The sequence below is a fragment of the Candidatus Accumulibacter sp. ACC012 genome (assembly GCF_907163155.1).
GTDB lineage: Bacteria > Pseudomonadota > Gammaproteobacteria > Burkholderiales > Rhodocyclaceae > Accumulibacter > Accumulibacter delftensis.
This window is the reverse complement of record NZ_CAJQUC010000007.1, coordinates 182,344-208,969: the sequence shown is the minus strand read 5'-3', so window position 1 is coordinate 208,969 and position 26,626 is coordinate 182,344. Positions and strand designations below refer to the sequence as shown.

General features: G+C 62.5%; 27 protein-coding genes and 1 riboswitch. Of the genes, 19 read left to right on the top strand and 8 right to left on the bottom strand.

The annotated features are described in order from the left end of the window. The first annotated feature begins 1,843 nt into the window (after nt 1-1,843). The 6 genes from QZ648_RS09660 (at nt 1,844) to QZ648_RS09635 (ending at nt 7,751) form a co-directional block, all read left to right on the top strand. Nucleotides 1,844-2,113, top strand: coding sequence for an HPr family phosphocarrier protein (locus tag QZ648_RS09660; RefSeq protein WP_291996858.1), 270 nt, complete (start codon nt 1,844-1,846; stop codon nt 2,111-2,113). A gap of 26 nt (nt 2,114-2,139) precedes the next feature. Next, the gene (gene ptsP / locus QZ648_RS09655; RefSeq protein WP_169066806.1) at nt 2,140-3,882 is read left to right on the top strand and encodes a phosphoenolpyruvate--protein phosphotransferase; all 1,743 of its coding nucleotides are present in this window, start codon (nt 2,140-2,142) and stop codon (nt 3,880-3,882) included. A gap of 31 nt (nt 3,883-3,913) precedes the next feature. Further along, a riboswitch (SAM riboswitch) is annotated at nt 3,914-3,988 on the top strand. A 58-nt stretch (nt 3,989-4,046) separates the two neighbouring features. After that, nucleotides 4,047-5,174 carry a homoserine O-acetyltransferase gene (locus QZ648_RS09650; RefSeq protein WP_291996857.1) on the top strand — a complete coding sequence of 376 codons (1,128 nt, stop codon included), beginning with the start codon at nt 4,047-4,049 and terminating at the stop codon, nt 5,172-5,174. Continuing rightward, nucleotides 5,171-5,794 (top strand): methionine biosynthesis protein MetW, encoded by a 624-nt coding sequence (gene metW, locus QZ648_RS09645; protein WP_169066804.1) that lies wholly within the window; start codon nt 5,171-5,173, stop codon nt 5,792-5,794. The genes QZ648_RS09650 and metW overlap by 4 nt, the downstream gene beginning before the upstream one ends. 35 nt (nt 5,795-5,829) lie before the next feature. Further along, nucleotides 5,830-7,053 carry an AmpG family muropeptide MFS transporter gene (locus QZ648_RS09640; protein WP_291996865.1) on the top strand — a complete coding sequence of 408 codons (1,224 nt, stop codon included), beginning with the start codon at nt 5,830-5,832 and terminating at the stop codon, nt 7,051-7,053. Further along, nucleotides 7,020-7,751: a uracil-DNA glycosylase family protein gene (locus QZ648_RS09635; RefSeq protein WP_291996856.1), complete on the top strand. Its 732-nt coding sequence runs from the start codon at nt 7,020-7,022 to the stop codon at nt 7,749-7,751. The genes QZ648_RS09640 and QZ648_RS09635 overlap by 34 nt, the downstream gene beginning before the upstream one ends. Before the next feature lie 15 nt (nt 7,752-7,766). Here the strand turns inward: QZ648_RS09635 and QZ648_RS09630 are convergent, their stop codons facing one another. From QZ648_RS09630 to QZ648_RS09615, 4 genes are all read right to left on the bottom strand, one after another. Next, nucleotides 7,767-8,093, bottom strand: coding sequence for a YqjK-like family protein (locus QZ648_RS09630; RefSeq protein WP_169066802.1), 327 nt, complete (start codon nt 8,091-8,093; stop codon nt 7,767-7,769). Beyond that, nucleotides 8,074-8,493, bottom strand: coding sequence for a phage holin family protein (locus QZ648_RS09625; RefSeq protein WP_169066801.1), 420 nt, complete (start codon nt 8,491-8,493; stop codon nt 8,074-8,076). Before QZ648_RS09625 ends, QZ648_RS09630 begins: the two co-directional genes overlap by 20 nt. Before the next feature lie 15 nt (nt 8,494-8,508). Further along, entirely contained in the window at nt 8,509-8,832 is a 324-nt protein-coding gene (locus tag QZ648_RS09620; protein ID WP_169066800.1) for a DUF883 family protein, read from the bottom strand. 239 nt (nt 8,833-9,071) lie between these two features. Beyond that, on the bottom strand, nt 9,072-9,869 hold the full coding sequence (locus tag QZ648_RS09615; protein WP_291996855.1) for an exodeoxyribonuclease III: 798 nt from the start codon (nt 9,867-9,869) through the stop codon (nt 9,072-9,074). Nucleotides 9,870-9,913: 44 nt separating this feature from the next. On the opposite strand from QZ648_RS09615, the gene pyrE reads away from it, so the two are divergent. Together pyrE and QZ648_RS09605 are read left to right on the top strand one after the other, a co-directional pair. Continuing rightward, nucleotides 9,914-10,561 carry an orotate phosphoribosyltransferase gene (gene pyrE / locus QZ648_RS09610; protein ID WP_169066798.1) on the top strand — a complete coding sequence of 216 codons (648 nt, stop codon included), beginning with the start codon at nt 9,914-9,916 and terminating at the stop codon, nt 10,559-10,561. Next, nucleotides 10,545-11,180, top strand: coding sequence for a hypothetical protein (locus QZ648_RS09605; RefSeq protein ID WP_291996854.1), 636 nt, complete (start codon nt 10,545-10,547; stop codon nt 11,178-11,180). The genes pyrE and QZ648_RS09605 overlap by 17 nt, the downstream gene beginning before the upstream one ends. A gap of 56 nt (nt 11,181-11,236) precedes the next feature. Here QZ648_RS09605 and gatB read toward each other — a convergent pair whose 3' ends face one another. The 3 genes from gatB to gatC all read right to left on the bottom strand — a co-directional run bounded on the left by gatB (nt 11,237) and on the right by gatC (nt 14,552). After that, the gene (gene gatB / locus QZ648_RS09600; protein ID WP_291996853.1) at nt 11,237-12,688 is read right to left on the bottom strand and encodes an Asp-tRNA(Asn)/Glu-tRNA(Gln) amidotransferase subunit GatB; all 1,452 of its coding nucleotides are present in this window, start codon (nt 12,686-12,688) and stop codon (nt 11,237-11,239) included. Nucleotides 12,689-12,789: 101 nt separating this feature from the next. Next, nucleotides 12,790-14,259 (bottom strand): Asp-tRNA(Asn)/Glu-tRNA(Gln) amidotransferase subunit GatA, encoded by a 1,470-nt coding sequence (gene gatA, locus QZ648_RS09595; protein ID WP_169066795.1) that lies wholly within the window; start codon nt 14,257-14,259, stop codon nt 12,790-12,792. Then, nucleotides 14,256-14,552, bottom strand: coding sequence for an Asp-tRNA(Asn)/Glu-tRNA(Gln) amidotransferase subunit GatC (gene gatC, locus QZ648_RS09590; protein ID WP_169066794.1), 297 nt, complete (start codon nt 14,550-14,552; stop codon nt 14,256-14,258). The genes gatA and gatC overlap by 4 nt, the downstream gene beginning before the upstream one ends. A gap of 101 nt (nt 14,553-14,653) precedes the next feature. On the opposite strand from gatC, the gene QZ648_RS09585 reads away from it, so the two are divergent. From QZ648_RS09585 to QZ648_RS09560, 6 genes are all read left to right on the top strand, one after another. After that, complete coding sequence (locus tag QZ648_RS09585; RefSeq protein ID WP_291996852.1) at nt 14,654-15,697, top strand: rod shape-determining protein; 1,044 nt, start codon at nt 14,654-14,656, stop codon at nt 15,695-15,697. Nucleotides 15,698-15,745: 48 nt separating this feature from the next. Further along, complete coding sequence (gene mreC, locus QZ648_RS09580) at nt 15,746-16,678, top strand: rod shape-determining protein MreC (RefSeq protein WP_291996851.1); 933 nt, start codon at nt 15,746-15,748, stop codon at nt 16,676-16,678. A 5-nt stretch (nt 16,679-16,683) separates the two neighbouring features. Continuing rightward, nucleotides 16,684-17,205, top strand: a complete 522-nt coding sequence (gene mreD / locus QZ648_RS09575) for a rod shape-determining protein MreD (RefSeq protein WP_169066792.1) — start codon at nt 16,684-16,686, stop codon at nt 17,203-17,205. 152 nt (nt 17,206-17,357) lie between these two features. After that, a complete protein-coding gene (gene mrdA, locus QZ648_RS09570) occupies nt 17,358-19,253 on the top strand; it encodes a penicillin-binding protein 2 (protein WP_291996850.1) in 1,896 nt (631 codons plus the stop codon). Between the two features lie 3 nt (nt 19,254-19,256). Next, entirely contained in the window at nt 19,257-20,360 is a 1,104-nt protein-coding gene (rodA, locus tag QZ648_RS09565; RefSeq protein ID WP_291996849.1) for a rod shape-determining protein RodA, read from the top strand. 38 nt (nt 20,361-20,398) lie between these two features. Further along, nucleotides 20,399-21,439, top strand: a complete 1,041-nt coding sequence (locus QZ648_RS09560; protein ID WP_291996848.1) for a septal ring lytic transglycosylase RlpA family protein — start codon at nt 20,399-20,401, stop codon at nt 21,437-21,439. Here QZ648_RS09560 and QZ648_RS09555 read toward each other — a convergent pair whose 3' ends face one another. After that, nucleotides 21,440-22,366 carry a GAF domain-containing protein gene (locus QZ648_RS09555; protein ID WP_272873670.1) on the bottom strand — a complete coding sequence of 309 codons (927 nt, stop codon included), beginning with the start codon at nt 22,364-22,366 and terminating at the stop codon, nt 21,440-21,442. A 194-nt stretch (nt 22,367-22,560) separates the two neighbouring features. Here QZ648_RS09555 and QZ648_RS09550 point away from each other — a divergent pair, with 194 nt between their 5' ends. The 5 genes from QZ648_RS09550 to lipA are packed head-to-tail and all read left to right on the top strand — an operon-like array spanning nt 22,561 to nt 26,589. Then, nucleotides 22,561-23,694: a D-alanyl-D-alanine carboxypeptidase family protein gene (locus QZ648_RS09550; RefSeq protein ID WP_291996847.1), complete on the top strand. Its 1,134-nt coding sequence runs from the start codon at nt 22,561-22,563 to the stop codon at nt 23,692-23,694. Nucleotides 23,695-23,728: 34 nt separating this feature from the next. Further along, nucleotides 23,729-24,604 (top strand): D-amino acid aminotransferase, encoded by an 876-nt coding sequence (locus QZ648_RS09545; RefSeq protein ID WP_291996846.1) that lies wholly within the window; start codon nt 23,729-23,731, stop codon nt 24,602-24,604. Next, entirely contained in the window at nt 24,597-24,866 is a 270-nt protein-coding gene (locus tag QZ648_RS09540) for a DUF493 domain-containing protein (protein WP_169066786.1), read from the top strand. Before QZ648_RS09545 ends, QZ648_RS09540 begins: the two co-directional genes overlap by 8 nt. Beyond that, nucleotides 24,863-25,591: a lipoyl(octanoyl) transferase LipB gene (gene lipB / locus QZ648_RS09535; RefSeq protein ID WP_291996845.1), complete on the top strand. Its 729-nt coding sequence runs from the start codon at nt 24,863-24,865 to the stop codon at nt 25,589-25,591. The genes QZ648_RS09540 and lipB overlap by 4 nt, the downstream gene beginning before the upstream one ends. Then, a complete protein-coding gene (gene lipA, locus QZ648_RS09530; RefSeq protein WP_169066784.1) occupies nt 25,588-26,589 on the top strand; it encodes a lipoyl synthase in 1,002 nt (333 codons plus the stop codon). The genes lipB and lipA overlap by 4 nt, the downstream gene beginning before the upstream one ends. Nucleotides 26,590-26,626: the final 37 nt, after the last annotated feature.

Below are 26,626 nucleotides of genomic sequence, written 5' to 3'. Positions count from 1 at the left end.
GAACGTGATGTGCGAAGCTGCCGCCTAGCCCCCCCCCCCCCCCCCACTTACTCCTTTTCGCGCTGGCTTGCCTCTGCCTGCCTGTCGCAAGCCGGCGCCGTGCCACCAGCAGCAGGCTTTCGATTTTCCCTGACCGTACCCGTGTCGAGATTTGCATGCCGAAGTCGTTCCCGAGTGTGGCGAACGGCACGTCCGCCGGCGCCGCAGCCGTGCTGCGCCGAGTTACGACCGTCTGCCCTGTCGCCCTATCACGCCTGCCAGACCTTCCGAAAGCTGAGCGGCCTGCACAATGCATGGACCCTGGCCGCCGACCCGCGACGCGCGTCGTTGACGCCGCGAAATGCGCCGGCCGACTAGGCTCCACGCGCAGCGTTTCTCGCTGACCTCAGACGAAGGGACTTTTCGACCCCGGCGATCGCCAGCCGTTGATCGCGGCTCGTGGGGTTTCAGTCCGACGATTTGACCGGAGGCTTGCCGGACGCCGCATAACGCCTGGACGGCCTGCGAGCGGCTGCCAGCGGCGGTTTGTCGCAGCACATGCCCAACTCCCCCCATCAACCGAGCTCCAATGGTCAGATAGCCGCCAACACCCGAGACCTGGCGATGGATTCGTGGCTACTCAAGGGCGTGGAGCTGGAGACCGCCACGCAGCGAGACAAACGCCTCAAGGCGCAGGGCGTATTCGTAGCAAAAGACATTGATCCAATATTGGCAGGCAATGTGCTGCCCCGACCGACATCGGCCAGGAAGAGGGCGGAGCGCGCGGCGGGGTGGGGGCTTTTTCGGAGCGCGGAGATGATGAGGTACCAGCCACCGCGACCAGCCGGTGTCCGCGTGGCGACGGTCGAACATCGACGATGGCGAGGGCGAATGGCACTTCTTGTTGGCGCATTACCAGCGCTATTTCGAGGAATCGACAGGGCCGGCCGCTACAGCACAAACCTGCCTCGACCCGCCGTAGCGCCTCAGCCCGCGTGACAGCACACGAGGCGCTGCGCGTGCTGATCGGCGCACGCCCCGATAGCCGAGACCAGGACACGCTCTCTGTACGTGCCTCCAAGCCCTTGCTTTATTCATTGACCTGTTGTCCAGATGGCGCGCCTGGCGCGTCAGCTAGACAGCTGCGGAGAGGTAATCAGGGCTCGTATTTGGGGCAAGGGGCAGGTTCAGAAGTCAGTCCCCGCTCGCCGCTGCACCGCATCGGCTTGACTACCTTGGCGGCCAGCCGCGTCGCTCGAAGTCCTTCCCGGAGACGACTCCGTGAGAGACATGTGGGCAGTGCCCGGCGGCGAGGAATCGCTTAGATGCCCAGCCATGTTCTTGATGATGGCGGGCGAATGACATCGGAACAGTCTTCTGATAACGCACGGTGCTTTGGCGGAAAGCATCTGATTCAGAATGTCTGTCAAGCTCGACGACTCGCCCCCCTCAACAAGCGTCCAGCCCACGGAATCGCACACAATCCCCGGATGGGGTCGCCACACCCGCAGGAATGATCGCCATCGATATCCGGCGCATCTTTAGGGTCGCACGCTTGCCTGCTACAAGCGAAGTCTCGACGGAGGCCAGCGGGAGATTGATGTGGCCGGGTGGTCGTGCTAATGACGACATTTTTGCGGCGCGACGCCGGCCAACTGGCGCCTTAAATTGCGCCAGTCCGCGCCACGTCGTCGAAGCGGGGTTCGGCCTCAACTGACCCGATACGATGCCTGCTGCCCCTGAGCGCCATTGACCTATCGCGACAAGGACATGGACACTCTTCTTCAGAAAGCCGTCAGCGGTGCTCACGATGGTGTGATGAAGCTGCCGACGCCCTAGTCGCTGACGATGATCGGAGGCCTGGATGGTACGTGCTGAAACGGAAATTCTTAACAAACTGGGCCTGCACGCGCGTGCCTCGGCCAAGTTGACGCAGCTCGCCAGCAGTTTCGACAGCGAAGTGTGGATGGAAAAGGGGGCGCGCCGCATCAACGCCAAGAGCATCATGGGGGTGATGATGCTGGCTGCAGGCAAAGGTTCGACAGTGCTCGTCGAAACCACGGGCAGTGACGAACAGGCGGCCAGCGATGCCATTCTCGCGCTGGTCGCCGACCGGTTTGGTGAAACGGAGTGAAGCGGAGTGAATCGAGTACACCCCTTATGAGTTTTACCTTGCACGGGCTGCCGGTTTCCGGCGGCATCGCGATTGGGCGGGCGCATCTGATGTCGCACGCGACACTCGAGGTGTCGCACCTGGTTATCGCGCCTCGTCTGGTAGAAAAAGAGGTGGCGCGCTTCGAGGAGGCACTGCTCAGGGTTCACGAGGAGTTCGCCAGCCTGAAGGAGCGCATGCACAATTCGCCGGGCGAATTCGGCGCCTTCATCGACCTGCATACGATGATCCTCGCCGACCCGGAACTCGCCGACACTCCCAAGCAGTTGATTCGCGAGCGCCGCTGCAATGCTGAATGGGCGCTGGTGCAGCAGATGGAAGTGCTGGTCGGTCAGTTCGAGAGCTTTGAAGATCAGTATCTGCGCGAGCGCAGCTACGACGTGCGCCAGGTCGTCGAACGGGTGATCAAGGAACTCGTCGGCCAGCCGGGCCGGGTGGCGCTACGGACCAGCAAGGGGGTCAAGGAAGAAGATCTGATAATCGTTGCTCACGATCTCTCGCCGGCTGACGTCATCGCCTACAAGGATCATCATGTCGCCGCCTTCGTCACCGACGTCGGCGGCTCGACCTCGCATACCGCGATTCTCGCGCGCAGCCTGCGCATTCCGGCGGTGCTTGGCCTGCACAATGCCCGGCAACTGATTCACGACAAGGAAAACCTGATTGTCGACGGTACGCGCGGCGTGCTGATCGTCAACCCCGATGCGCGCATCCTCGACGAGTATCGCCTGCGAAAAAGTCAGATCGAGCTCGAACGCACCAAGCTCAGGCGTCTCAAGACGGCCAAGTCGTCGACGCTCGATGGCGTCGATATTGCGCTGCACGCCAATATCGAACTGCCGGGCGACGTCGCCAACGCGCTCGACGGCGGCGCCGAAGGCATTGGTCTGTTTCGCACCGAATTCCTTTTTCTCGATCGCGGCGACATGCCGACCGAAGACGAGCAGTTCGAAGCGTACCGAACGGTGGTCAAGGGAATGGGCGGGCGTCCGGTCACCATCCGTACTTTCGATCTCGGTTACGACAAGGACCTGCATCCGGGGAAAGTGGTCGGCGATCGCATGCAAAGCAATCCGGCGCTTGGCTTGCGCGCGATCCGCTTGTCGCTGGCCGAATCGAAAATGTTCCAGACGCAGTTGCGCGCCATCCTGCGCGCATCGCAGTTCGGCAAGATCAAGTTGCTGATTCCGATGCTTTCGCAAGCGCACGAAATCGACCAGACACTGGCGGCGATCGAGCGCGCGAAGGCGACCCTGCGCAGCGAGAACTGCCCCTTCAACGAGGAGATCGAAGTCGGGGCGATGATCGAGATCCCGGCGGCGGCGCTGGCCGTCGGACTCTTTCTGCGCCGCCTGCATTTCCTGTCGATCGGGACCAATGACCTGATCCAGTACACCTTGGCCATCGATCGCAGCGACGAGCAGGTGGCACACCTTTACGATCCACTGCATCCGGCCGTCCTGATGCTCCTGGCGCACACCATCGCCAGTGCCGAAAAGGTGCATATCCCGGTTTCGATCTGTGGCGAGCTGGCCGGCGACCCCCTGCTGACGCGCCTGCTGCTGGGCATGGGACTGCGCCAGTTCTCGATGCATCCAGCGCAGATCCTGTCGGTCAAGCAATGCATCATGCAGAGCAACTGTGCGGAGCTGGCGCCCATCGTTCGCCGCCTGTTGCGCCACGAGGAGCCCGGGAAAATTCGCGAGCAACTGGAGAAACTCAACGCCTGAATTGACTTTTTCCCAGGCTGCAGGTAACTTTCGCGGCCTTGGCGCCGATTTGAACGATCAGCTTGCGGGCGCCTTATAAATACGGCTAAAGCGCGGCACGCCCAGTCCGCCTTGCTAGCTGACTGGGTTTTTTTTCTCCTGCCTCGGGTACACCTACGATCGCGATGTCACCAGAGAACTCTGTCGGACTCGTTACGCCGCAGCGCGTGCGCTTCGATACCCCGCTGACACTGAAGAGCGGCGCCGTGCTACCCGGTTTCGAGCTGGCCTACGAGACCTATGGCACGCTCAACGCCGAACATTCCAACGCCGTGCTGGTCTGCCATGCGCTGGCTGGCAGCCATCACGTCGCCGGCTTCTATGCTGACGATCCCGAGAACATCGGTTGGTGGGACAACCTGGTCGGGCCCGGCAAGCCGCTTGATACCCACAAGTTCTTCGTCATCGGGGTCAACAACCTGGGCGGTTGCTACGGTTCGACCGGCCCGCTGTCGATCAGGCCCGAGACCGGCAAGCGCTACGGCGCTGATTTCCCCCTGATCACCGTCGAGGACTGGGTGGCAGCGCAGGCCAGACTGGCCGACCATCTCGGCATCGACACGTGGGCGGCAGTGCTCGGCGGCAGCCTCGGTGGCATGCAGGCGCTCGAATGGTCTTTGCAGTTCCCCGATCGCATTCGCCACGCGATGGTCATTGCTTCGGCGCCCAAGCTGTCGGCACAGAATATCGCCTTCAACGAGGTGGCACGGCAGGCCATCATTTCCGATCCGGACTTTCATGGCGGCTACTACGCCGAGCACGGCGTCCTGCCGACGCGCGGCTTGCGGCTGGCGCGCATGGTCGGCCATATCACCTATCTTTCGGATAGCCAGATGGCCGAGAAATTCGGCCGGCAATTGCGTCATGGCGAGCACAAGTTCAGCTACGACGTGGACTTCGAAATCGAGTCCTACCTGCGCTACCAGGGCAATAAATTCGCCGCTTTCTTCGACGCCAACACCTATCTGATGATGACCAAGGCGCTCGACTACTTCGACCCCGCTTACGCCTATGCCGGCCATCTGCCGAGTGCTCTGGCACGCGCCAAGGCGAGGTTCTTCGTCGCCAGTTTTTCGACCGACTGGCGTTTTGCGCCGGCGCGTTCGCGGGAAATCGTTTTTGCGCTGCTGGATAATCGCCTGCGCGTCGTGTACGCGGAGATCGACTGCGACGCCGGTCACGATTCCTTCCTGCTCGACGATCAGCACTACCATGCCCTGCTGCGCGCCTATTTGGGAAACATCGCCGTATGACCGAGCACGAGAGGAGAGTCAAGGCCGAGCAACGCGAGCGCTTCGACTTCGCGGTGATCGCCAGCTGGTTGCAACCCGGCGAGCACGTTCTCGACCTCGGTTGCGGCGACGGCAGGCTGCTGCGTTATCTCGACGAGACTCGTGATGTGACCGGCTATGGCGTCGAAATCGACCCGGAAAGCGTTCTCGCCTGCATTCGCAACGGCGTCGATGTGATCCAGATGAATATCGAATCGGGGCTGCTCGGTTTCGAAGATCATTCCTTCGATCGGGCCATCATTTCACAGGCCTTGCAGACGATGCACACCACCGAGCGCATTCTCACCGAGATGCTGCGCGTCGCCGCCGAAGCGGTGGTCAGTTTCCCCAACTTCGCCTATCGCAGCAACCGCGCGGCAATTGCCGCCGGGCACATGCCGGTGTCCGAGGATCTGCCCTACGACTGGTTCGATACACCGAACGTGCGCTTTTTCACGATCGTCGATTTCGAAGACCTGTGTGGCCGGCTCGGCATCGAGATTCGCGAGCGTCTGGCTTTCGACGAGGCTGGCCGGGAGGTGGCCGACGACTCGAACCTCAATGGCAGCCTGGCTTTCTATCGGCTCGGACGCAGATCTTGACGCCTGACTGGCTGCGCCTGCTGCTGACGCGGCGGATGCTGATCTGTGTGTTCACCGGTTTCAGTTCGGGCCTGCCGCTCTACCTCCTGCTGAATCTGCTGCCGGCCTGGCTGCGCAGCGACGGTGTCGACCTCAAGGTCATCGGTTTCTTCGCGCTGATCCAGTTTCCCTACACCTGGAAATTTCTCTGGGCACCGTTGCTCGATCGCTATCGCCTGCCACTCGGCCGCCGGCGCGGCTGGACGCTGCTCTCGCAGATCGGTCTGCTGCTGGCGATCGGTCTGCTCGGCGGCTTTTCCCCGGCGATCGATCTGACACCCGTGATCTGGCTGTCGGTGGCCTTGGCCTTTCTTTCGGCGACACAGGATGTCGCCCTGGATGCCTTTCGCCGCGAGATTCTCCGCGACGACGAACTCGGCTTGGGCAATGCCGTGCATGTCAATGCCTACCGGATCGCCGGACTGGTGCCGGGATCGCTGTCGCTGATTCTTGCCGACCTGATTCCCTGGGCGCAGGTGTTCTGGATCACCGCCGCTTTCATGGTGCCGGGGATGGTGATGGTGCTGCTGGTCGCCGAACCGCTGGCGGTAGCGGCGCCAAAGACCCTGCGCGCGGCGGTCGTCGAGCCTTTTCACGAGTTCATTGGCCGCAAGGGCTGGCAGGGGGCGATGCTGGTCCTCGGTTTCATTTTTCTCTACAAGCTTGGCGATTCGCTGGCCACCAGCCTGTCGACGCCGTTCTACCTCGACCTCGGCTACAGCATGACCGACATCGGCGTGATCGCCAAACATGCTGGCCTCTGGCCGGCGGTATTCGGCGGTCTGCTCGGCGGTCTGTGGATGGTCCGCCTGGGCATCAATCGCGCCCTGTGGTTGTTCGGCGTGGTGCAGATGGCGACCATTCTCGGTTTCGCCTGGTTGGCATGGCGCGGCGCGCAGCCGAGCATAGAAGGCATCGATCGGCTGGCTCTGGCGAGCGTCATTGCTGCCGAGTATCTGGGCGTCGGTCTGGGCACGGCGGCGTTCACGGCGTTCATCGCGCGCGCCACCAATCCGGCGTTCACAGCCACCCAGTTTGCCTTGTTTACCAGCCTGGCGGCCGTTCCGCGGACCTTCATCAACGCCACCGCGGGTGCGCTGGTCGAGTCGCTGGGCTGGGTCAGTTTTTTCTTTCTGTGCTTCGGGCTGGCCTTGCCGGGCATGCTGCTGTTGTTGAAGGTCGCCCCATGGAACGAGACACCAGCGTCGCCGAGACCCTGATTGCTGCTGCCCGGCAGTTGTCGGCAAGACTGGCCGTGCTGCGCTTCGCGCCGCCGGTCAGTCACACCTATGATCCGCTGACCTATGCCTGGGCAGCGCACGAGATGTACCTGCGTCGCTACGCGGCTGGCCACCGGCGGGTAGTGTTCCTGGGCATGAATCCCGGACCTTTCGGGATGGTGCAGTGTGGCGTGCCTTTCGGCGAGATTGCGGCGGTGCGCGACTGGCTGGGGATTGTCGCCGAAGTGCAAGCACCGGCGCTGGAGAATCCCTGGCGGCCGATCGAAGGCTTCGCCTGCACACGTTCCGAGGTCAGCGGGCGACGCCTGTGGGGACTGTTCCGCGAGCGCTTCGGTAGCGCCGAGCGCTTTTTCGCCGAACACTTCGTCGCCAACTATTGCCCGCTGGCTTTCTTTGAGCGCGGCCGCAATCTCACCCCGGACAAGCTGCCCGCCGACGAGGCGACGGCCGTGCGTTCGGCTTGCGACGAGCATCTGCAGGCACTGGTCGTCGCTTTGCAGCCGCAATGGGTTATCGGTGTGGGCGCCTTCGCCGAGGCGCGGGCGAGCGCGGCTCTGGCCGGGAGCGGCGTCAGGATCGGCCGCGTACTGCATCCGAGTCCGGCCAGTCCGGCGGCCAACCGCGGCTGGGCGGAAGTCGCCAGCAAGCAGCTGCTGGGCCTTGGTGTCTGGCAGTGACGGTGGAACGGCAGGCTAGGGTCGTTGGCCAGCGAGCAAGCCGAGATCGGTCAACTGTCTGCGCAGCGTGCCGAAGGCACGCCAGGCGAAGTAGCCGCGTTTGCTCCAGCGCCAGACGCGGGCCGGTTTGACGACGATCAGCACAGCGATACCAAGGGCGACGATTTCCGGGTGTTGCTTGACGTAAGTGGTGCCAGTGCGCACGGTGGCAGTGGCGCGATCGGCGGTTTGCAGAGCATCGCCTAGCGGCTGCAGTTCCCGGGCCAGCAGTTGACGCTGATTGCTGATACGTTCGATCAGTCGGCCGCGCTCGATGGCCAGCTCAATCAGTTCTTGATTCATCGCCGGCTGCCTGTTTCAGTTGGCGAAGGTCCTCTTCAAGCTGGGCGAGGCTGGCGGCGAAGAGGTGCTCGGGTCGACGCATGCTCCGCTGTAGAGCGACGTAGGCCAGACCGCTGCAGGCAATGAACAGCACCCCGCTCGAGGCCAGGAGGACGACTCGGTACTCCCAGTACACGGCGAGCAGCAAAGCCACCAGCAGTATCGTGCCAAGCGCCAGGCAGAACACCATGATCTGCGACCAGAGCAACAGGCGGACGGCGCGCAGCTTTTCCTCCTTGAGTTCATTGCCCAGGAGTTCCAGCCGCGTCCGCCCGCTGCCGAGTAGCGTGAGCGCACCGTCTCGGGCGCCGGTGAACAGGCCCCTGCCAGTCCTTCCCGCGCTGACAGTCGTGTCGCTCATGGCGCGGGGCAAACCCTAGCGGCGACTGATGATGGCACCGAGCAGCAGGCCGACGACGGCCGCGACGCCGACGGCGCGCCACGGGTTCTCGTGCACGAAGTCGTCGGTGGCCCGTGCGGCGGCCTTGGTCTTGTCGACCAGTGCCCCTTCAGCATCGGCCAGGCGCAGCTTGGCGTCGCGCAGGCTCTGGCCAATGCGCTCGCGCAGGTCGTTCATCTTCTCGTCGGCAACGCCAGCGGTGGCGCGCAGGAGCTCCTCGGCGTGAGAAACCACGACTTTCATGTCGGAGACGAGTTTCTGTTTGCTGTCGGTGGAAAGTTCGCTGTTGACGTCGGGCATGGTGGACCTCGCAGTAGGAAGTGATGGCGAAAAGGGAATGCTTCGGTGGGGGGCAGGAAGAGGAGAGACCGAAGTGCAAAGAGCGAAGAGCGAAGAGCGAAGAGCGATCGTGGGACAGGAAGCGAGCACTCATGAACCCGTCAGATTATAGAACTAGGCGGCCAAGATCAATGCACGCTGCCCGGCAGGCAAGCTTTGTCCTGCGGCGCGAGGGTAGGGCATGGCCGTCGCGGCGGACTTCAGGGGCGCGGCCGATCGAGGTCGAAATCGTAGTCGATGGTCAGCGGTGCGTGATCGCTGAAACGCTGCTCCTTATAGACGGCTGCGCTTCTGGCAGTCGCTGCAATGGCCGGGGTGGCGAGCTGATAGTCGAGCCGCCAACCGACGTTTTTGGCCCAGGCCTGGCCACGGTTCGACCACCAGGTGTAGCTTTCTTCGCCAACGCTCGGGTGCAATTGCCGGTAGACGTCACACCAGCCTTCATCGTCCAGCAATCTACCGACCCAGGCTCGTTCTTCAGGCAGAAATCCCGAGTTCTTGCGGTTGCCGCGCCAGTTCTTCAGGTCGATTTCCTGGTGGGCGATGTTCCAGTCAGCGCAAACAATGACTTCGCGTCCGCTCGACGCGAGCGCCTGCAGATGCGGGTAGATGAAGTTCATGAAGCGGTATTTCGCTTCTTGCCGTAAGTCGGAACTGGATCCGGACGGTTGATACAGCGAAATTACTGACAGGCCGGCAAAATCGGCGCGCAGATAGCGCCCCTCGGCGTCGAACTCGGCGCTGCCGAGAACCTCGCTGATGCCTTCGGGTTTCTTCCGGCACCACAGCCCAACGCCGCTGTAGCCCTTCGTGTCGGCGCAGCGGTAGTAGGCATGGAAACCGTCAGGGGCCTGCATTTCTTCGCTGAGGTCTGCGTCCTGCGCCTTGAGTTCCTGCAGGCAAATGATGTCGGCGTTTTGCGCGGCGGCCCAGGGAAGAACGCCCTTGCGCCAGGCCGAACGAATGCCGTTGAGATTCAGAGTAATGATGCGTAACATAGGGCACCCGGCCGGGAGCGGCCCTGTTTCATAGAAAAGGCGGTATGGACTTTCGTCAGGAATTCATCGACTTTGCTGTCGGAAAAGACGTGCTGCGCTTTGGTGAGTTCACGACCAAGGCCGGGCGGCTTTCTCCGTATTTCTTCAACGCCGGACTGTTCAATGACGGCGCGGCGCTGCAGCGGCTGGCGGAATTCTACGCCACAGCGATCAACGTCAGTGGTATCCGCTGCGATTGTTTGTTTGGGCCGGCCTACAAAGGCATTCCTTTGGTGGCGGTGATTGCCGTCGCTTTGGCGCGTGCCGGCCGCAACCTGCCTTTCGCGTTCAATCGCAAGGAAGCCAAGGATCACGGCGAAGGTGGCAGTATTGTCGGCGCGCCGTTGGCGGGGCAGGTTCTGATCGTTGACGACGTCATTTCGGCTGGCACCTCGGTGCGCGAATCGGTCGAGTTGATCCGTGCCGCGGGTGCGACGCCCTGTGGCGTGGTGATCGCCCTCGATCGCATGGAGCGTGGTCGTGGCGCCTTGTCGGCGGTGCAGGAAGTCAGGCGCGACTACGATATCCCGGTGATCGCCGTTGCCAGTTTGGACGACTTGCTGGCCTTCCTTCATGACCGTCCGGATTTTACGCAGTACGAGACGGCGGTCGAACGCTATCGGCAGGAATATGGCGTTGCGCGCGGCAGCTAGCTTTGGCTTGCTGATGGCGCTGGTGGTGGCGGGTACTGGCGCCAGTTTCGCCGCCGCGCAGATCTTCTGTTGCCACGACGAGTCGGGCAAGCAGGTCTGCGGTGACATCCTGCCAGCGGCCTGTTATGGGCGCGCCTATCGCGAACTCGGACAATCCGGCAGGACGGCGAAAGTCGTCGATGCGCCGCTGACCGCCGAGGAGCGCGCGGCAAAAGCGGCCGAAGCCAAGTTGCGGCAGGAGCGGGAGCGCGTCGAGAATGAGCAGAGACGCAGAGATCAGGCCCTGCTCAATACCTACGGTAGCGAAAAAGATATCGAGGTCATGCGTAGCCGCACTCTGGGTGACCTCGACACAGCCATCAAGGCAGCCGAGGAGCGAATCGTCGAGATCCGCAAGCGTCGCGAGAAGTTCGAGAACGAGGCCGAGTTCTACAAGAATCGGCGTCTTCCGGCGGAGATCGCCAAGGGCTTGCGCGATGCGGATTACGAGATCCGGGCACAGGAGTCGGTGATCGACTCCAAGAGAAAAGACCAGCAAGCCGTTCGCCTCAAGTACGACGAGGACTTGCGCCGCTTTCGCGATATTCTGACGCGGGCGGCGGCCGGACAACGGCGCTGAGCGCTCGGGTACGCTGCTGGCCCTGCGGCGCAGCGCGACAGGGGGCTACTCCAGGGTCAGCCGAGCTTCTTGCGTAGCAGTGCGTTGACCTGTTGTGGGTTGGCCTTGCCGCGTGTCGCCTTCATTGCCTGGCCGACCAACGCATTGAAGGCTTTTTCCTTGCCGGCCCTGAATTCGCCGACCATGGTCGCATTGGCTGCCAGTAGTTCGTCAATCAGCGTTTCCAGCGCAGCACTGTCGGTGATCTGCTGCAGGCCCTGGTTGGCAATGATCTGGTCGGCAGAATTGCCTTCGCCGTTGCAGAGAGCGTCGAACACTTTGCGGGCGATATTGGTGGAGATCGTGCCATCGACGATGCGCGCGACCATGCCGCCGAGTTGCTCGGGCGAGACCGGTGACTGGCTGATATCCCGTTCGTCCTTGTTCAGGCGAGCGGTCAGGTCGACCATCACCCAGTTGGCGCAAGCCTTGGCGCCTGCGCTGCCGGCCGCGGCAACGGCTGTTTCGTAGTACGTGGCGAGTTCGAGCGAACTGGTCAGGAGTTTGGCATCGTAGGTTGAGAGTCCGTACTCGGCGGCCAGGCGATCGCGTCGCGCGGCCGGCAGTTCGGGGAGTTGCCGAGCGATCTCGTCGACCCACTGGCGATCGATGACGAGCGGCAGCAGATCGGGGTCCGGGAAGTAGCGGTAATCGTGGGCGTCTTCCTTGGAGCGCATGGCGCGTGTTTCGCCGCTCTGCGGGTCGAAGAGGACGGTTGCCTGCTCGATTGCACCACCGTCTTCGAGAGTGGCGATCTGCCATTGCACTTCGTAGTCGATGGCCTGCTGCATGAAGCGAAAAGAGTTCAGATTCTTGATTTCGCGTCGGGTACCGAACTCGGCCTGGCCGACCGGGCGAACGGAAACGTTGGCGTCGCAGCGGAACGAGCCCTCCTGCATGTTGCCGTCGCAGATACCGATCCAGCGTACCAGCGCGTGCAGCGCGCGGGCGTAGGCGACGGCTTCGCTCGATGAACGCATGTCAGGCTCGGTGACGATCTCCAGCAGTGGTGTCCCGGCACGGTTGAGATCGATTCCCGTACGGCCGTGGAAGTTCGCCCCAGGGCATTCATGCAAGGACTTGCCGGCGTCTTCTTCGAGGTGGGCGCGGGTCAGCTTCACCACTCGCTCGTGCTCACCCAGCGTGATCGCCAGCTGGCCGCCAACGACCACCGGCAGTTCGTACTGGCTGATCTGGTAACCCTTGGGAAGGTCCGGGTAGAAGTAGTTCTTGCGCGCGAAAACCGATCGTGGGGCGATCTTTGCGCCGACCGCCAGGCCGAAGCGGATTGCGCATTCGACGGCGCCCTTATTGAGCACCGGCAGCACGCCAGGCAGGGCGATATCGACGGCATTGGCCTGGACATTGGGCTCGGCGCCAAAGGCCGTCGAGCTGCCCGAGAAAATCTTCGCTTGCGTCGACAACTGCGCGTGCGTCTCGATGCCGATGACCACTTCCCATGCTTTCATCACTGCTTACTCACTCTTCAATAACGGCGCCCGTGGCCAGCGGCCGGTGGGCGAAAGGGGAGAGCTGGCGCCGCCTGGGCGCACCCACTCTCACTCGCGCTTCAGTCAAAGCCGGCCGGCCGCTGCAGATGCCAGTTGCTTACCTGCTGATAGCGGTGGGCGACATTGAGCAGCCGGCTTTCGGTGAAATAGTCACCGATCAGCTGCAAGCCCGCGGGCAGGCCGCTGGCGAAGCCGCAGGGGATGGAAAGGGCCGGCAGGCCGGCCAGGTTGACGGCAATGGTGTAGATGTCGGAGAGATACATCTGCACCGGGTCAGCCGCTTTCTCGCCGAGCTTGAAAGCGGTGCTCGGGCTGGTCGGCCCGAGGATGACGTCGCATTGCTGGAAGGCTTTGGCGAAGTCCTTGGCGATCAGGCGGCGAATGCGCTGGGCCTGTAGATAGTAGGCGTCGTAGTAGCCGTGCGAGAGAACGTAGGTGCCGATCAGGATGCGCCGTTTGACCTCGGCGCCGAAGCCTTGCGCGCGGCTCTTGCTGTACATCTCGTTGAGGTCCTGATACTCGGGCGCTCGGTAGCCGTAGCGCACGCCGTCGAAGCGCGCCAGATTCGAGCTGGCTTCGGCCGGTGCGATCACGTAATACGCGGCCACCGAGAGCTGCATGCTGGGCAGACTGACAGAGACCGTTTCGGCGCCGAGCTGGCGATACTCGGCAATCGCCGCTTCGACCAGTTGCATGACTTCCGGGCTACAGCCATCGTCAAAAAATTCTGCTGGCAGGCCGATCTTCAAACCGGCCAGCGGTCGCTCGTCAGCGGCGGTAGCGAGCTCGCGGCCGTAGTCTTCGCGCGGACGTTCGACGCTGGTCGAATCGCGTTCGTCGAAGCCGGCCATGGCGTTGAGCAGCAGGGCGCAGTCGGCGGCCGAACGAGCCAGCGGACCGGCCTGGTCGAGCGATGAGGCGAAGGCGATCATGCCGTAGCGCGAGACGACGCCATAGGTCGGCTTCATCCCGGTCAAGTTGCACAGCGCCGCCGGCTGGCGGATCGAGCCGCCGGTGTCGGTGCCGGTGGCCGCCGCTGCAAGGCCCGCGGCGACGGCGGCGGCCGAGCCTCCGGAAGAGCCGCCGGGAACGCGAGTGGTATCCCAGGGGTTCTTCACCGGTCCGTAGAACGAGGTCTCGTTGGACGATCCCATGGCGAACTCGTCCATGTTGGTCTTGCCGAGCAGCACCGCGCCGGCTGCTTTGAAGCGCGCGATGACCGCCGCGTCGTAGGGGCTGACAAAGTTGTTCAGCATCTTCGACCCGCAGGTCGTCAACCAGCCCTGGGCACAGAAGATGTCCTTGTGGGCGATCGGGATGCCGGTCAGTGGGCCACCTTCGCCCTTCGCCAGAAGCTCGTCGGCAGCGCCTGCCTGGGCCAGGCTGGTGGCTTCATCGACGCTGATGAAAGCGTTGAGCTGCGGGTTGTGGCGCGCGATGCGATCAAGGTAGTGGCGAGTCAGCTCGACGCTGGAAACTTCTTTCGTGGCCAGCGCCCTGGCGAGCGCCTGCAGGCTGTCGGTGATCATTCGATGACTTTCGGCACCAGGTACAGGCCAGCCTCGGTTTCCGGCGCGACCTCCTGGAATGCGCTGCGTTGAGCGCTCTGGCCCGACTCGGTGACGCGGTCTGCACGCAGGCGCTGTGCGACATCCTGAGCGTGCGCCATTGGCTCGACGCCTTGCGTGTCGACTGCCTGCATCTCTTCGATCAGGGAAAAAATTTCGTTGAGCTGGCCGAGCGTGCTCTGCGCCTCGCCGTCGCTGATTTCAATGCGGGCTAGGTGGGCAACGCGGCGGACCTGTTCTAAGGTGAGCGACATGGTTTGGAAATCACTAAGGTGTCAAACGAGGTGGCCTTATAAGGTATCATAAAAGTTTTTCCCACCGCAGCCCCTGCGGGGCCATCACGGATTTCGCCAGCATGTTCAGTTTCCTGCGCAGTTATTTTTCCAACGATCTCGCCATCGACCTAGGCACGGCCAACACCCTGATCTATGTTCGCTCGAAAGGGATCGTTCTTGACGAGCCGTCGGTGGTCGCCATCAGGACCGAAGGCGGCCCAAGCTCGAAAAAAACCATTCAGGCCGTCGGCAAGGCGGCCAAGGAAATGCTCGGCAAGGCGCCTGGCGCGATTACCGTCATCCGTCCGATGAAGGATGGGGTGATCGCGGACTTCACGGTGACCGAGCAGATGCTCAAGCAGTTCATCAAGAAAGTTCATGATTCGCGACTGCTCTCGCCCTCGCCGCGGATCATCATTTGCGTGCCGTCGGGTTCGACGCAGGTCGAGCGCCGCGCCATTCGCGAGTCGGCCATCGGTGCCGGTGCCAGTCAGGTCTTTCTGATTGAGGAACCGATGGCGGCAGCGATCGGCGCCGGCTTGCCGGTTTCCGAGCCGACCGGTTCGATGGTCGTCGATATCGGCGGTGGAACCACCGAAGTGGGTGTCATCTCGCTCGGCGGCATGGTGTACGCCGGTTCGGTTCGTGTCGGCGGTGACAAGCTCGACGAAGCAATCATGAACTACATCAGCCGCAACTACGGCATGCTGATCGGCGAAAACACTGCGGAAAACATCAAAAAGCGAATTGGTTCGGCTTTTCCTGGTGCCGAAGTGCGCGAGATGGAGGTCTCCGGAATCAACAAGGCGGAAGGTATTCCGCGCAAGTTCACCATTTCCTCGAATGAAATCCTCGAGGCGCTTACCGAACCGCTGAACAGCGTCGTCTCGGCGGTCAAGTCAGCGCTGGAGAAGACGCCGCCCGAACTCGGCGCCGACATTGCCGACAAAGGCATGGTGCTCACCGGAGGCGGTGCCTTGCTGCGCGACCTCGATCGCTTGCTGATGGAGGAGACGGGCCTGCCGGTGATTGTTGCCGAGGAACCGCTGACCTGCGTGGCCAGGGGCTGCGGTATGGCGCTCGAGAAGATGGATAATCTCGGCAGCATTTTCGCTTCCGATTGAGGTGCGGCGGCCTGAGCGCCGTTGCTTGCCGGCCGCGATGATCGATTGATGGACCAACAGCCACCGCCTTTTTTCAAACGCGGGCCGGCCCCGGTCGCGCTGCTCTCCTTCTACGTCTTGTTGTCGATGGCGCTGCTGGTCGTCGATGCTCGCTTGCAGACGCTCGAGATAGTGCGCCAGGCGCTGTCCATGTTCACTCACCCGGTGCAGAATCTGGCGCATCTGCCAGCGCAATTTCTAGACCATGCGAGCAGCTATTTTGCCGGTGCCGCGAGTCTGCAGAGTGAGGGCGCACAGTTGCAGCGCGCTCGCCTGGAACAGGCGGCGACGCTGCAGCGCAGTCTGCACGTCGAGGCCGAGAACGAGCGTTTGCGAAAATTGCTGGGGGTCAAGGAACGGCAGCAGGTCAGTGGTCAGGTCGCGCAGATCCTCTATTCGGCACGCGATCCTTACGCGCGTCGGGTGATCGTCGATAAGGGCCAGCAGGACAGGGTGATCGCCGGGCAGCCGGTGATTGACGATATTGGCATTGTCGGGCAGGTGACGCGGGTGTTTCCCTTCGTCGCCGAGGTCACACTGATTACCGACAAGGAGCAGGCGGTGCCGGTGCAGGTCGTGCGTACCGGCATGCGCTCGGTGGCTTTCGGGCTCGGCAACGGCGAGCTCGAAATGCGTTTCATGCCGCTCAATGCCGACATTCAGAACGGCGATCTGCTGGTGACCTCGGGGCTGGACGGGATCTTTCCGCCGGGTTTTCCGGTGGCCAAGGTGGTGCACATCGAAAGTGATACCACCTACACCTTTGCCCAGATCCGCTGCGCACCCGTGGCCGCTGTCGAGCATTTCAGCGAAGTGATCGTGCTCGATCCGCGTCCGCCGGTGGCCTTGCCGGCGGAACTGGCCGAGGAAGTCGCCAGCAAGGATGTTAAAGCTTCGACGAGAAGCGCTCGGGCAAAAAAGAAACGCCCGAAAAAGGACTGAACGCGATGCAGACCAGCTACTCTTCGTCACGTATTCTGCTCCCCGTGCGGCCGTGGTTCATTGGCCTCAGCCTGTCGCTGGCGCTGCTGCTCAACTTTCTGCCGACCTCGGTTTGGCCGGGGGTGCCGGATTGGCTGGCGCTGGTCATCGTTTTCTGGAGCGTTCGCGAGCCCCGCCTGGTCGGAATGGGGCTGGCCTTTCTGCTCGGCCTGGCGATGGACGTTGCCGATGCCAGCTTGCTCGGACAGCATGCACTGGCCTATGTGCTCGCTGCCTACGGCGGCTCGGCGCTGTCGAGACGAATTCTCTGGTTTCCGCTCGGGCAGCAGGCACTGCAGGTTTTTCCGCTGCTCCTGCTGGCACAGTTGGTGCAGTTCGCGGTGTGGGCGATGGTCGGCGCCGATCTGCCGGGGATGGCGTACTTTCTCGGGCCTTTTCTGGCCACTTTTCTGTGGCCGCTGCTGACGCTGCTCCTGCTGCTGCCGCAGCACCAGCCGGTTGACCGTGATGACAATCGACCGCTGTGAAGGGCTGCGGCCGCTAACGGTCATGACACGTGGAGACACCCCAAATCATGAAAGTCATGCCCGTTTCCCTCTTCTCCTGGCCCTTCTCCCGCAACGGGAGAAGGGAGGTTCGTGAGTCGCGTACGCGACTTTCACGGTAAGGAGAGTTTGCCGTGCTCGCTAGTCAATCGTCACTGCATGCCTCTGACCGGGAGCTCTCCCGCTTCCATTTTCGCGTCGTGCTGGCGGCGGTCGCGGTGCTGCTGGCCTTGTCCCTGTTGGGCGCCCGTTTTTACTATCTGCAGGTGGTCCAGCACGATTACTACAGCACCCGCGCCGAGGACAACCGCATTTCGGTGGTACCGATCGTCCCCAACCGGGGGGTCATCGTCGATCGCGCCGGCATCGTCCTGGCACGCAATTACTCGGCCTTCACGCTGGAAATCACGCCGTCGAATGTCGAGGATCTGGAAGCGACGATCGATGGCCTGAGTAAAGTGATTGACATCGAATTCAAGGATAAGCGGCGCTTTCGCAAGCTGCTGGAGGAGGGCAAGAGCTTCGAAAGCCTGCCCATTCGTACGCGCCTGACCGAGGAGGAAGTTGCGCGCTTTGCCGCCAATCGCTATCTCTTCCCGGGGGTCGAAGTCAAGGCGCGCCTGTTTCGTCAGTACCCCCTGGGATCGGTGGCCTCGCACGCCATCGGCTACATCAATCGCATCAACAAGCGCGATCTCGAAAAGATCGCCGAGAGCGAGCAGGCAGCAAACTACAAGGGTACCGATCATATCGGCAAGACCGGCCTCGAACACCATTACGAGTTCGCCTTGCACGGCGAGACCGGCTACGAGCAGGTCGAAATCGACGCCGGCGGCCGAGCCATTCGCAGCCTGTCGCGTACGCCGCCGGTGCAGGGCAACCACCTGACCCTGACCCTGGACGTCAAATTGCAGGAAATCGCCGAAAAAGCATTTGGCGATCGCCGCGGCGCGCTGGTGGCCATCGAGCCGTCGACTGGCGGCATCCTGGCACTGGTCTCCAGCCCCACTTTCGACCCGAATCTGTTTATCGACGGTATCCGTACCGAGGACTGGGATGTGCTCAACAAATCGCGCGACAGGCCGATGCTCAACCGTGCCCTGAACGGCACCTATCCGCCGGGTTCGACCTACAAGCCGTTCATGGCCCTGGCGGCACTCGAAACGGGCAGGCGCACTGCCGGCCAGACCATTTCGGATCCGGGATATTTCAACTTCGGTGGCCACCATTTCCGGGACGACAAGATTGGCGGGCACGGCACAGTGGACATGTACAAGTCGATCGTTCAATCCTGCGACACCTACTACTACCAGCTGGCTACCGACATGGGGATCGACGCCATTGCCGGCTTCATGGGCCAGCTCGGGTTCGGCCAGCGCACCGGCGTGGACATCGACGGCGAATCGGAAGGCGTGTTGCCGTCACCGGAGTGGAAGAAGCGCCGCTTCCGGCGGCCGGAGCAGCAGAAATGGTACGCCGGCGAGACCGTCTCGATCGGCATCGGTCAGGGTTACAATTCCTACACGCCGATTCAGCTGGCGCAAGCGACAGCGACCGTCGCCAACAAGGGCGTCATGTACCGTCCCCATCTCGTCAAATACATCACCGACAGCCGCAGCGGCGAAAAAACGATGATCGAGCCGGAGCCGCTGCGCCGCCTGCCGTGGAAGCCGAAGCATGTCGAGACCATCAAGAACGCGATGATTGGCGTCAACACCCAGGGAACCGGTGCCCGCGCCTTTGCCGGCGCCGGCTACACCTCGGGAGGCAAGACCGGTACGGCCCAGGTGTACAGTCTGAAAGGTAGTACCTACAAGGAGTCGGCGGTGAAGAAGGAGCTCCGTGACCACGCCCTGTTCATCGCCTTTGCACCCGCCGAGGAGCCGCAGATCGCCTTGGCCGTGATCGTCGAAAATGGCGGCTTTGGTGCTCAGTCGGCGGCGCCGATCGCGCGCATGGTGATCGATTACTATCTATTGGGCAAGCTCCCCAAGGGTGCGGCGGAGGAAGATGATGTCAAGGAGGACTAGCTGATGCAGGAATTCCTGGCGCGCGTCTGGCGCGGCCTGGTCGTGCACATCGACACGCCTCTGCTGCTGATTACCCTGATGCTGATGGCCGCCGGGCTGACCACCGTCTATAGCGCGACCTATGACGCCAATAGTCACCTCCTGCCGCAGTTGGTGAACATGGCTATCGGGTTGTGCGCAATGTGGGCGGTGGCGCAGCTGCCGCCACAGAAGCTGATGCGTTTCGGTGTGCCGCTGTACCTTGTCGGCGTCGTTCTTCTGATTCTGGTGTTCTTTTTCGGGATCAAGGTCAATGGCGCCCGGCGCTGGCTGTCCCTGGGTTTCACCCGCATCCAGCCGGCGGAACTGCTGAAGATCGCGGTGCCCCTGATGCTCGCCTGGTACTTCCACAAGCACGAAGCGGTGCTCAAGTTCCGCCACTACATCGTCGCCAGCCTGCTCCTGCTGGTGCCTTTCGCGCTGATCGCCAAGCAGCCCGATCTGGGAACCGCGATTCTCGTCGGCGCAGCCGGCTTCTACGTGATCTTCTTCGCTGGTTTGCCATGGCGGGTGATTGTCGGCCTGCTGGCGGTCGCCGGTGCTGCCGCACCTTTTGCGTGGACCATGCTGCATGACTATCAACGAAAACGCATTCTGACCCTGATCGACCCGACGACGGATCCGCTCGGCTCGGGCTACCACATCATCCAGTCCACCATCGCCATCGGTTCGGGTGGCAAGCTCGGCAAGGGGTGGCTGGAGGGCACGCAGACCCACCTGGAGTTCATTCCCGAGCGCCACACGGACTTCATTCTGGCCGTCTTCTCCGAGGAGCGCGGCCTGCTCGGCAACAGCATCCTGCTGCTGCTCTACCTGTTGCTGATTGGCCGCGGGCTGATGATTGCCGGCAAAGCATCGACTCTGTTCGGGAGAGTGCTGGCTGGTTCGGTGACCCTGAGCTTCTTCACCTATGTCTTCGTCAATATGGGCATGGTCAGCGGCATCTTGCCGGTGGTCGGCGTTCCCCTGCCGTTCATGAGTTACGGGGGCACCGCACTGGTGACGCTGTCGCTCGGTATTGGTATGCTGATGAGCATCAACACGCACAGGATGCTGGTCAGGCCATGAGGCGAGGAAGGACGGGCTTGTTGGCTGGGAGCTGCGCAGTGCTCGCGCTGTTGGCCCTGCCGCTGCTGCTCACCGCTTGCGGCGGTTCGCCTTCGCGTTCATCCGATGCCACGGCCGAGCGCAGCAAGATGGCCCGCAAGTCGGGCGTAGTGCAGAAGCGGGGCGGCGGCTACTACAAGGACGATGGTCCCGGCGACGAAATCCCCGACAATCTCGACGACATCCCGGACGCGCAACCCATGCTCGAGCCGCTGCATCGTTTTGCCAACCGGCCGTACGTCGTTCTCGGCAAGGCCTACCAGCCGAAAACCAGCCTCGAAGCACACCAGCAACGCGGTATTGCCAGCTGGTACGGCAAGAAGTTTCATGGCCAGAAGACGTCGACCGGCGAACGCTACGACATGTTCGCGATGACGGCGGCGCATCCGACCCTGGCGATTCCCTCCTATGTCCGCGTGACCAACGTCAGCAACGGCAAATCGGTGGTCGTGCGGGTCATTGATCGCGGTCCCTTCCACGCCGACCGAGTCATCGATCTTTCGTACGCCGCCGCTTACCGCCTGGGTTATGTGGACAACGGCAGCACTCTGGTGCAGGTCGATTCGATCGTGCCGGATGGCGCGACAAGCATGACTTATGCGCAGGTGATGCCGGCGCCGCGGCCGCGGCAAGCGCAGCTCGCCGGTGAGCGCGACGAGATTGAACGGCTGGCGGCCAACATGGGCGCGGAGGCCGTGGTGGTGGCGCCGCCGGCAGAGGCAGCAATACCCTTACCGGTGCCTGTAGCAGAGCGGCCGGTGCCGCTCTCGTTCCCGGCCGCAGCGCTGCCGGCCATGCCAGTGGCGCTGTCCGGCGTCTTCCTGCAGCTGGGTGCTTTCGCCAGTGCTGAAAACGCCGAGAGTCTGCGCGTGCATTTGCTGCGCGAGCTGGACTGGCTCAACGAGGGAATCCAGATCAACGCCGGTGGGGGCATGCACCGCGTGCGCATGGGGCCGTATCAAAGTCGAGCCGACGCCGAGAAGGTCGCCGAACGCATTCGTCTGGCGCTGGGTTACAGGCCGACCTTGGTCACGCGCTGATCAGCACTCGGTCGGGTCGTCGAGCGCCGCCAGGGGACGGAAAACGCCCTGCACGATCTTGCGGCCCTTTTCGAGCTGTATTTCGTGTCCGATGATCTCCACCGGGATGATCTTGCCGTCGCGGTTGACGACCGTGCTGCGTACCACTGCGGCGCCGCTGGCCTGAGTCGGCGTGAGCAACTGGCGCGGGTCCAGGCCGTCGCTGGCGGCATGCAACTCGCTTTGCAGAAGGCCGAGCAGTTGTTGCAGCTGTCGTCCGAACAATTTCTCGGCCTGCGGGTTGGCGTCGAGAATATGCCCGGTGCTGGCATCGGAAATCAGAATCGCGTCGCGAGCGCCGGCAAACAGCGCCAGTCGCAGGCTGTTCGCATCGCGCAAATCCTCCTCCATTTGCAGCACCTGGTGCTGCACCAGCGCCAGGCTGACCAGGTTGGCCACCGCGTGCGCGAACAGGCGCTGTACCGAAGTCCATGCCGAGTGTGGTCCGACGCGCTCGATACTCAGTACGCCCTGCAGTTCTCCGTTGACGTGAATTGGCGTGTTGATCAGCGCGCTGATCCCGTTCATCAGCAGGTAGTCCTCGGCGAATCTCTGCGTGCTGGGATGCTTCATCGCATCATCGGCAACGATTGGCTCGCCCCGCTCCAGCGCCCGGAAGTACTCGGGGTAGCGAAGCGCCTGCAGGGTTACCCCAACACTATGGCGGTTGTGCGAAAGCTCATAGAGATCAATGCACTCCAGACTTTCCCGTTGGCTGGTCAGTCCCCACAGGCTGACGCGCTCGATGTTGAGTATGCGTCCCGTCGCCACAGTGAGTTGCCGCAAGCAGTCGTCCAGGTTGGCGCTGGAAAAGTTGCCTCGCGACAGCTGCGCGAAGGCGCCTTGCAGGTCGAGAGAGCTTGCGAGAGGTCGGGATGGTGGCAACATGTGGTCCGGAGAAAGCCACTTTCGAGTTGGCAGGGGTGCCAGGAAACAACCATCATCGTACTTGCCGGGAAGCGGGCGCGCGTGTGCGTTAAATCACGGAAGATGGCACCTTCCGCTGCGCACTGCTCAAAAAATGCATGCAGGGCGGCGGAGGAGGGCTTGCTATAATCCGCCCTTTTGCCGTGAGTCTCGCCATGCTCAAGCTACGATCGCTGTTTTCTGCTCTGCTTTGTCTCCCCGTCCTGGCCTTTGCGCAAGCGCTGCCGACGCCGCCAGCCTTGGCCGCCAAGTCATGGCTGTTGGTCGAAGTGACGTCAGGCCAGGAACTGGCCGCCCAGGCGCCCGATGAGCGCCTCGAACCGGCGTCTCTGACCAAATTGATGACCGCTTATCTCACTTTCTCGGCACTCAAGCAGGGAACGCTCAAGCTCGACCAGGAGGTGCTGATTTCGCGCAAGGCGTGGAAGACAGGCGGTTCCAGGATGTTCATCCAGGTCGGTAGCGAGGTCAAAGTCGAGGATCTGATCAAGGGCATGATCGTTCAGTCAGGAAATGACGCCTGCGTCGCCTTGTCGGAGGCCATTGCCGGTGACGAAGAAAACTTCGCACAGATGATGAATCGCGAAGCGCAGCGACTGGGCATGAAGGGTTCTCATTTCCGCAACTCGAACGGCTTGCCCGACCCGGATCACTACACCACGGCTCGCGACCTGGCAACTTTGGCCGCCGCCTTGATTCGCGATTTCCCCGAGGAGTACGCCAAGTACTACTCCCTGAAGGAATATACCTATAACAACATCACGCAGCCGAATCGCAACCGTTTGCTGTGGATCGACCCGACGGTCGACGGTCTCAAGACCGGATACACCGTCGCCGCTGGCTACTGTCTGGTGTCGTCGGCGAAACGCGGTCCGCGTCGCCTGGTGTCGGTGGTCCTCGGCGCATCGTCTCCGAGCGTACGCATCCAGGAGTCGCTCAAGCTGCTCAATTACGGCTTCCAGTTCTACGACGGCGTGCAGTTGTATGCCAAGAACGCTCCGGTTTCCAATCTGAAAGTCTGGAAGGGCAAGGAGGCCACGGTCAATATCGGCTTTGCCGACGATCTGGTGATTGTTGTGCCGAAGGGCTTTGGGCCGAAGATCCAGACCGAGTTGGTTTCCCAACAGCCTTTGCTGGCGCCGGTGAGTGTCGGGCAGACGCTGGCGACGCTGAAAGTCAGCGTTGATGGCAAGCCTTACGGCGACTACCCGGTTGTCGCCCTCGAAGCGGTGCCCGTCGCGGGAATCATTGGCCGGGTGGTGGACACCGTACGCATGTGGTTCAACTAGGCAGCGCGCTTGAAGTGATGAAGGGAAGCGGCCGATGACAGCGTATCTCAACGGGCAATTCCTGCCACTTGATGAGGCCAGGATTTCGCCGCTTGATCGCGGCTTCCTGTTCGGCGACGGCGCCTACGAAGTGATCCCGGTCTATGCCCGGCGGGCGTTCCGGCTCGAGCAACACCTGGCGCGGCTGCAGCGCACTCTCGACGGTATTGCGCTGGCCAATCCGCATAGCGCCGGTGAGTGGCAGGAACGCCTGCAGCGGGTGATCAGCGCCAGCGAATTCGACGATCAGTCCGTGTACCTGCAGGTGACGCGTGGTGCCGACAACAAGCGTGAGCAGAGCTTTCCGAAAGACCTGCCGCCGACGGTCTTCATCTTCTCGACGGTCTTGCCGGTGTTAACTGCGCAACGCGAGAACGGCATTGCCGTTCTCAGTGCGGTCGACAACCGCTGGCTGCGCTGCCACCTGAAAACCGTCTCATTGCTCCCCAATGTGCTCCTGCGTCAGCAGGCGATCGACGTCGGTGCCGCCGAAACGATCCTGCTACGCGACGGCATCCTCAGCGAGGGGGCAACGTCGAATATTTTCGTGGTCAAGGACGGCGTGCTGCTGGCGCCGCAGAGGGACCACCGCATGCTGGCCGGTATTACCTACGATCTGGTTCTCGAACTGGCGGCAGCGCATGGTATGCCATGCCAGCTTCGTGATATTACCGACGCCGAATTGCGCGTCGCCGATGAGTTGTGGTTGAGCTCCTCGACCCGCGAAGTCCTGCCGATCACCCGTCTCGACGGTCACCCGGTGGGCACCGGCAAGCCCGGCCCGGCCGTACGCAAGATGCAGGCCTGGTACAGCGCCTACCGCCAGCGGGTTGCGCGCGAAGGTGAGGGCGGTGGTCGCGGCGATGTCTGAAGAACGCGACAGCCTGTTCGACTTCCCCTGCGCTTTTCCGCTCAAGATCATGGGTCTGGCCGACAGCGCCCTGGCCCAGGAAGTACTCGCTGTCGTGCTGCGGCACGCGCCGGATTTCGACGGCGCGACGATGTGCATGCGCGCTTCGAGTGGCGGCAAGTACGTCAGCCTGACCTGCACCATCAATGCCACCAGTCGCGCCCAGCTCGACACCCTGTACCGGGAACTAAGCAGCCATCCGCTAGTCAAGATCGTCCTATGAGCGACGATGTGCGGCGCCTTGCGTCGCGGGCAGCGACCGAGGAGAGCGAGGGAGAGTGTTGTCGGTGCGCGGGTGAGCGCGACACGCCGCTGGGCAGCGCTGTGCAGCCCTCGTTGTTGGTTCGTGATCTCGGGCGCGTCGACTACCAGCAGACCTGGCAGGCGATGATCGACTTCACCGCCGCGCGCAGCGACTCGACCGCCGACGAACTGTGGTGCTGCGAGCACCCGCCGGTATTCACCCTCGGTCAGGCCGGTCGAGCCGAGCACTTGCTGAGCGATCTCGGCATCCCGCTGGTGAAGAGCGATCGCGGCGGCCAGATTACCTATCACGGTCCTGGCCAGGTGGTGATTTACGTGCTCCTCGACCTGAGTCGGCGGCGGCTGAAAGTTCGCGCGTTGGTCAGCGCCATTGAGCAGGCGGTGATTGAGCTTCTCGCCGCGCACGGGGTGCTGGCCGAAAGGCATGCTGGCGCGCCGGGAGTCTATGTGGGCGCGGCCAAAGTTGCGGCGCTTGGTTTGCGCGTGCGCAGGAGCTATAGCTATCACGGCGTCAGTCTGAACGTGGACATGGAGCTGTCGCCTTTTGCAGCGATCAATCCATGCGGCTTTCCCGGTCTGCCGGTCACGCAGACCAGGGACCTGGGCATTTTTCTGACCCCGTCGCAAGCGGCGATGGCCCTGGCTGAACATCTGGCAGTACAACTGGAGTGCAGGCAACAATGAGCAATCAGGATTACGATCACGATCAGGAGCAGACTCGCAGCGCAAGCAAGCCGGCCGCCCGGGTCGCCGGAGTCAAGGAGCGGGGCGAGTTGAAGACGGCGCGCATTCCGATCAAGATCGTTGCGCAGGCGCCGCAGCGCAAGCCGGACTGGATTCGTGTCAAGGCCGGGAATTCAACGGGTCGCTTTGGCGAGATCAAGAAAATGCTGCGCGAGCAGAAGTTGCACACCGTTTGCGAAGAGGCTGCTTGCCCGAATATCGGCGAATGCTTCGGCCGCGGCACGGCGACCTTCATGATTCTTGGCGATGTTTGTACGCGCCGCTGTCCGTTCTGCGACGTCGGCCATGGCAAGCCGCTGCCACCGGACGTCGACGAGCCGGCGCATCTGGCGGATAGCGTTGCCCACTTGCAGTTGCGCTACGTGGTGATCACCAGCGTCGATCGCGACGACCTGCGCGACGGCGGCGCGCAGCACTTCGTCGACGTGATCAGCGCCGTGCGTCGCAGCTCGCCGACGACGACCATCGAAACCCTGGTTCCCGATTTCCGCGGGCGCATGGAGATCGCGCTCGAGGTGCTCGGCAAGTCCTTGCCTGACGTCCTCAACCACAACATGGAAACCGTGCCGCGGCTCTACCGGCAGGCGCGCCCGGGCGCCGACTACGCGCACTCGCTCGCCTTCATGAAAGGCTTCAAGGCGCGCTACCCGCAGATTCCGACCAAATCGGGACTGATGGTCGGCCTCGGCGAAACCGACGATGAGATTCTCGACGTGCTGCGCGACCTGCGTGCCAACGATGTCGAAATGCTCACCATCGGTCAATACCTGGCACCATCCAGCCATCACCTGCCGGTCGCTCGCTATGTCCATCCGGATGTCTTCAAGATGTACGAGCAGCAGGCTCTAGGGATGGGCTTTACCGGTGCTGCCTGCGGGCCGATGGTGCGTTCGAGCTACTGGGCGGACGTGCAGGCGGAAAGCGCTGGCGTCGCCTGAGCGCGGGTCCGTGCGCTCAGGCGGTTGAACCATTGCT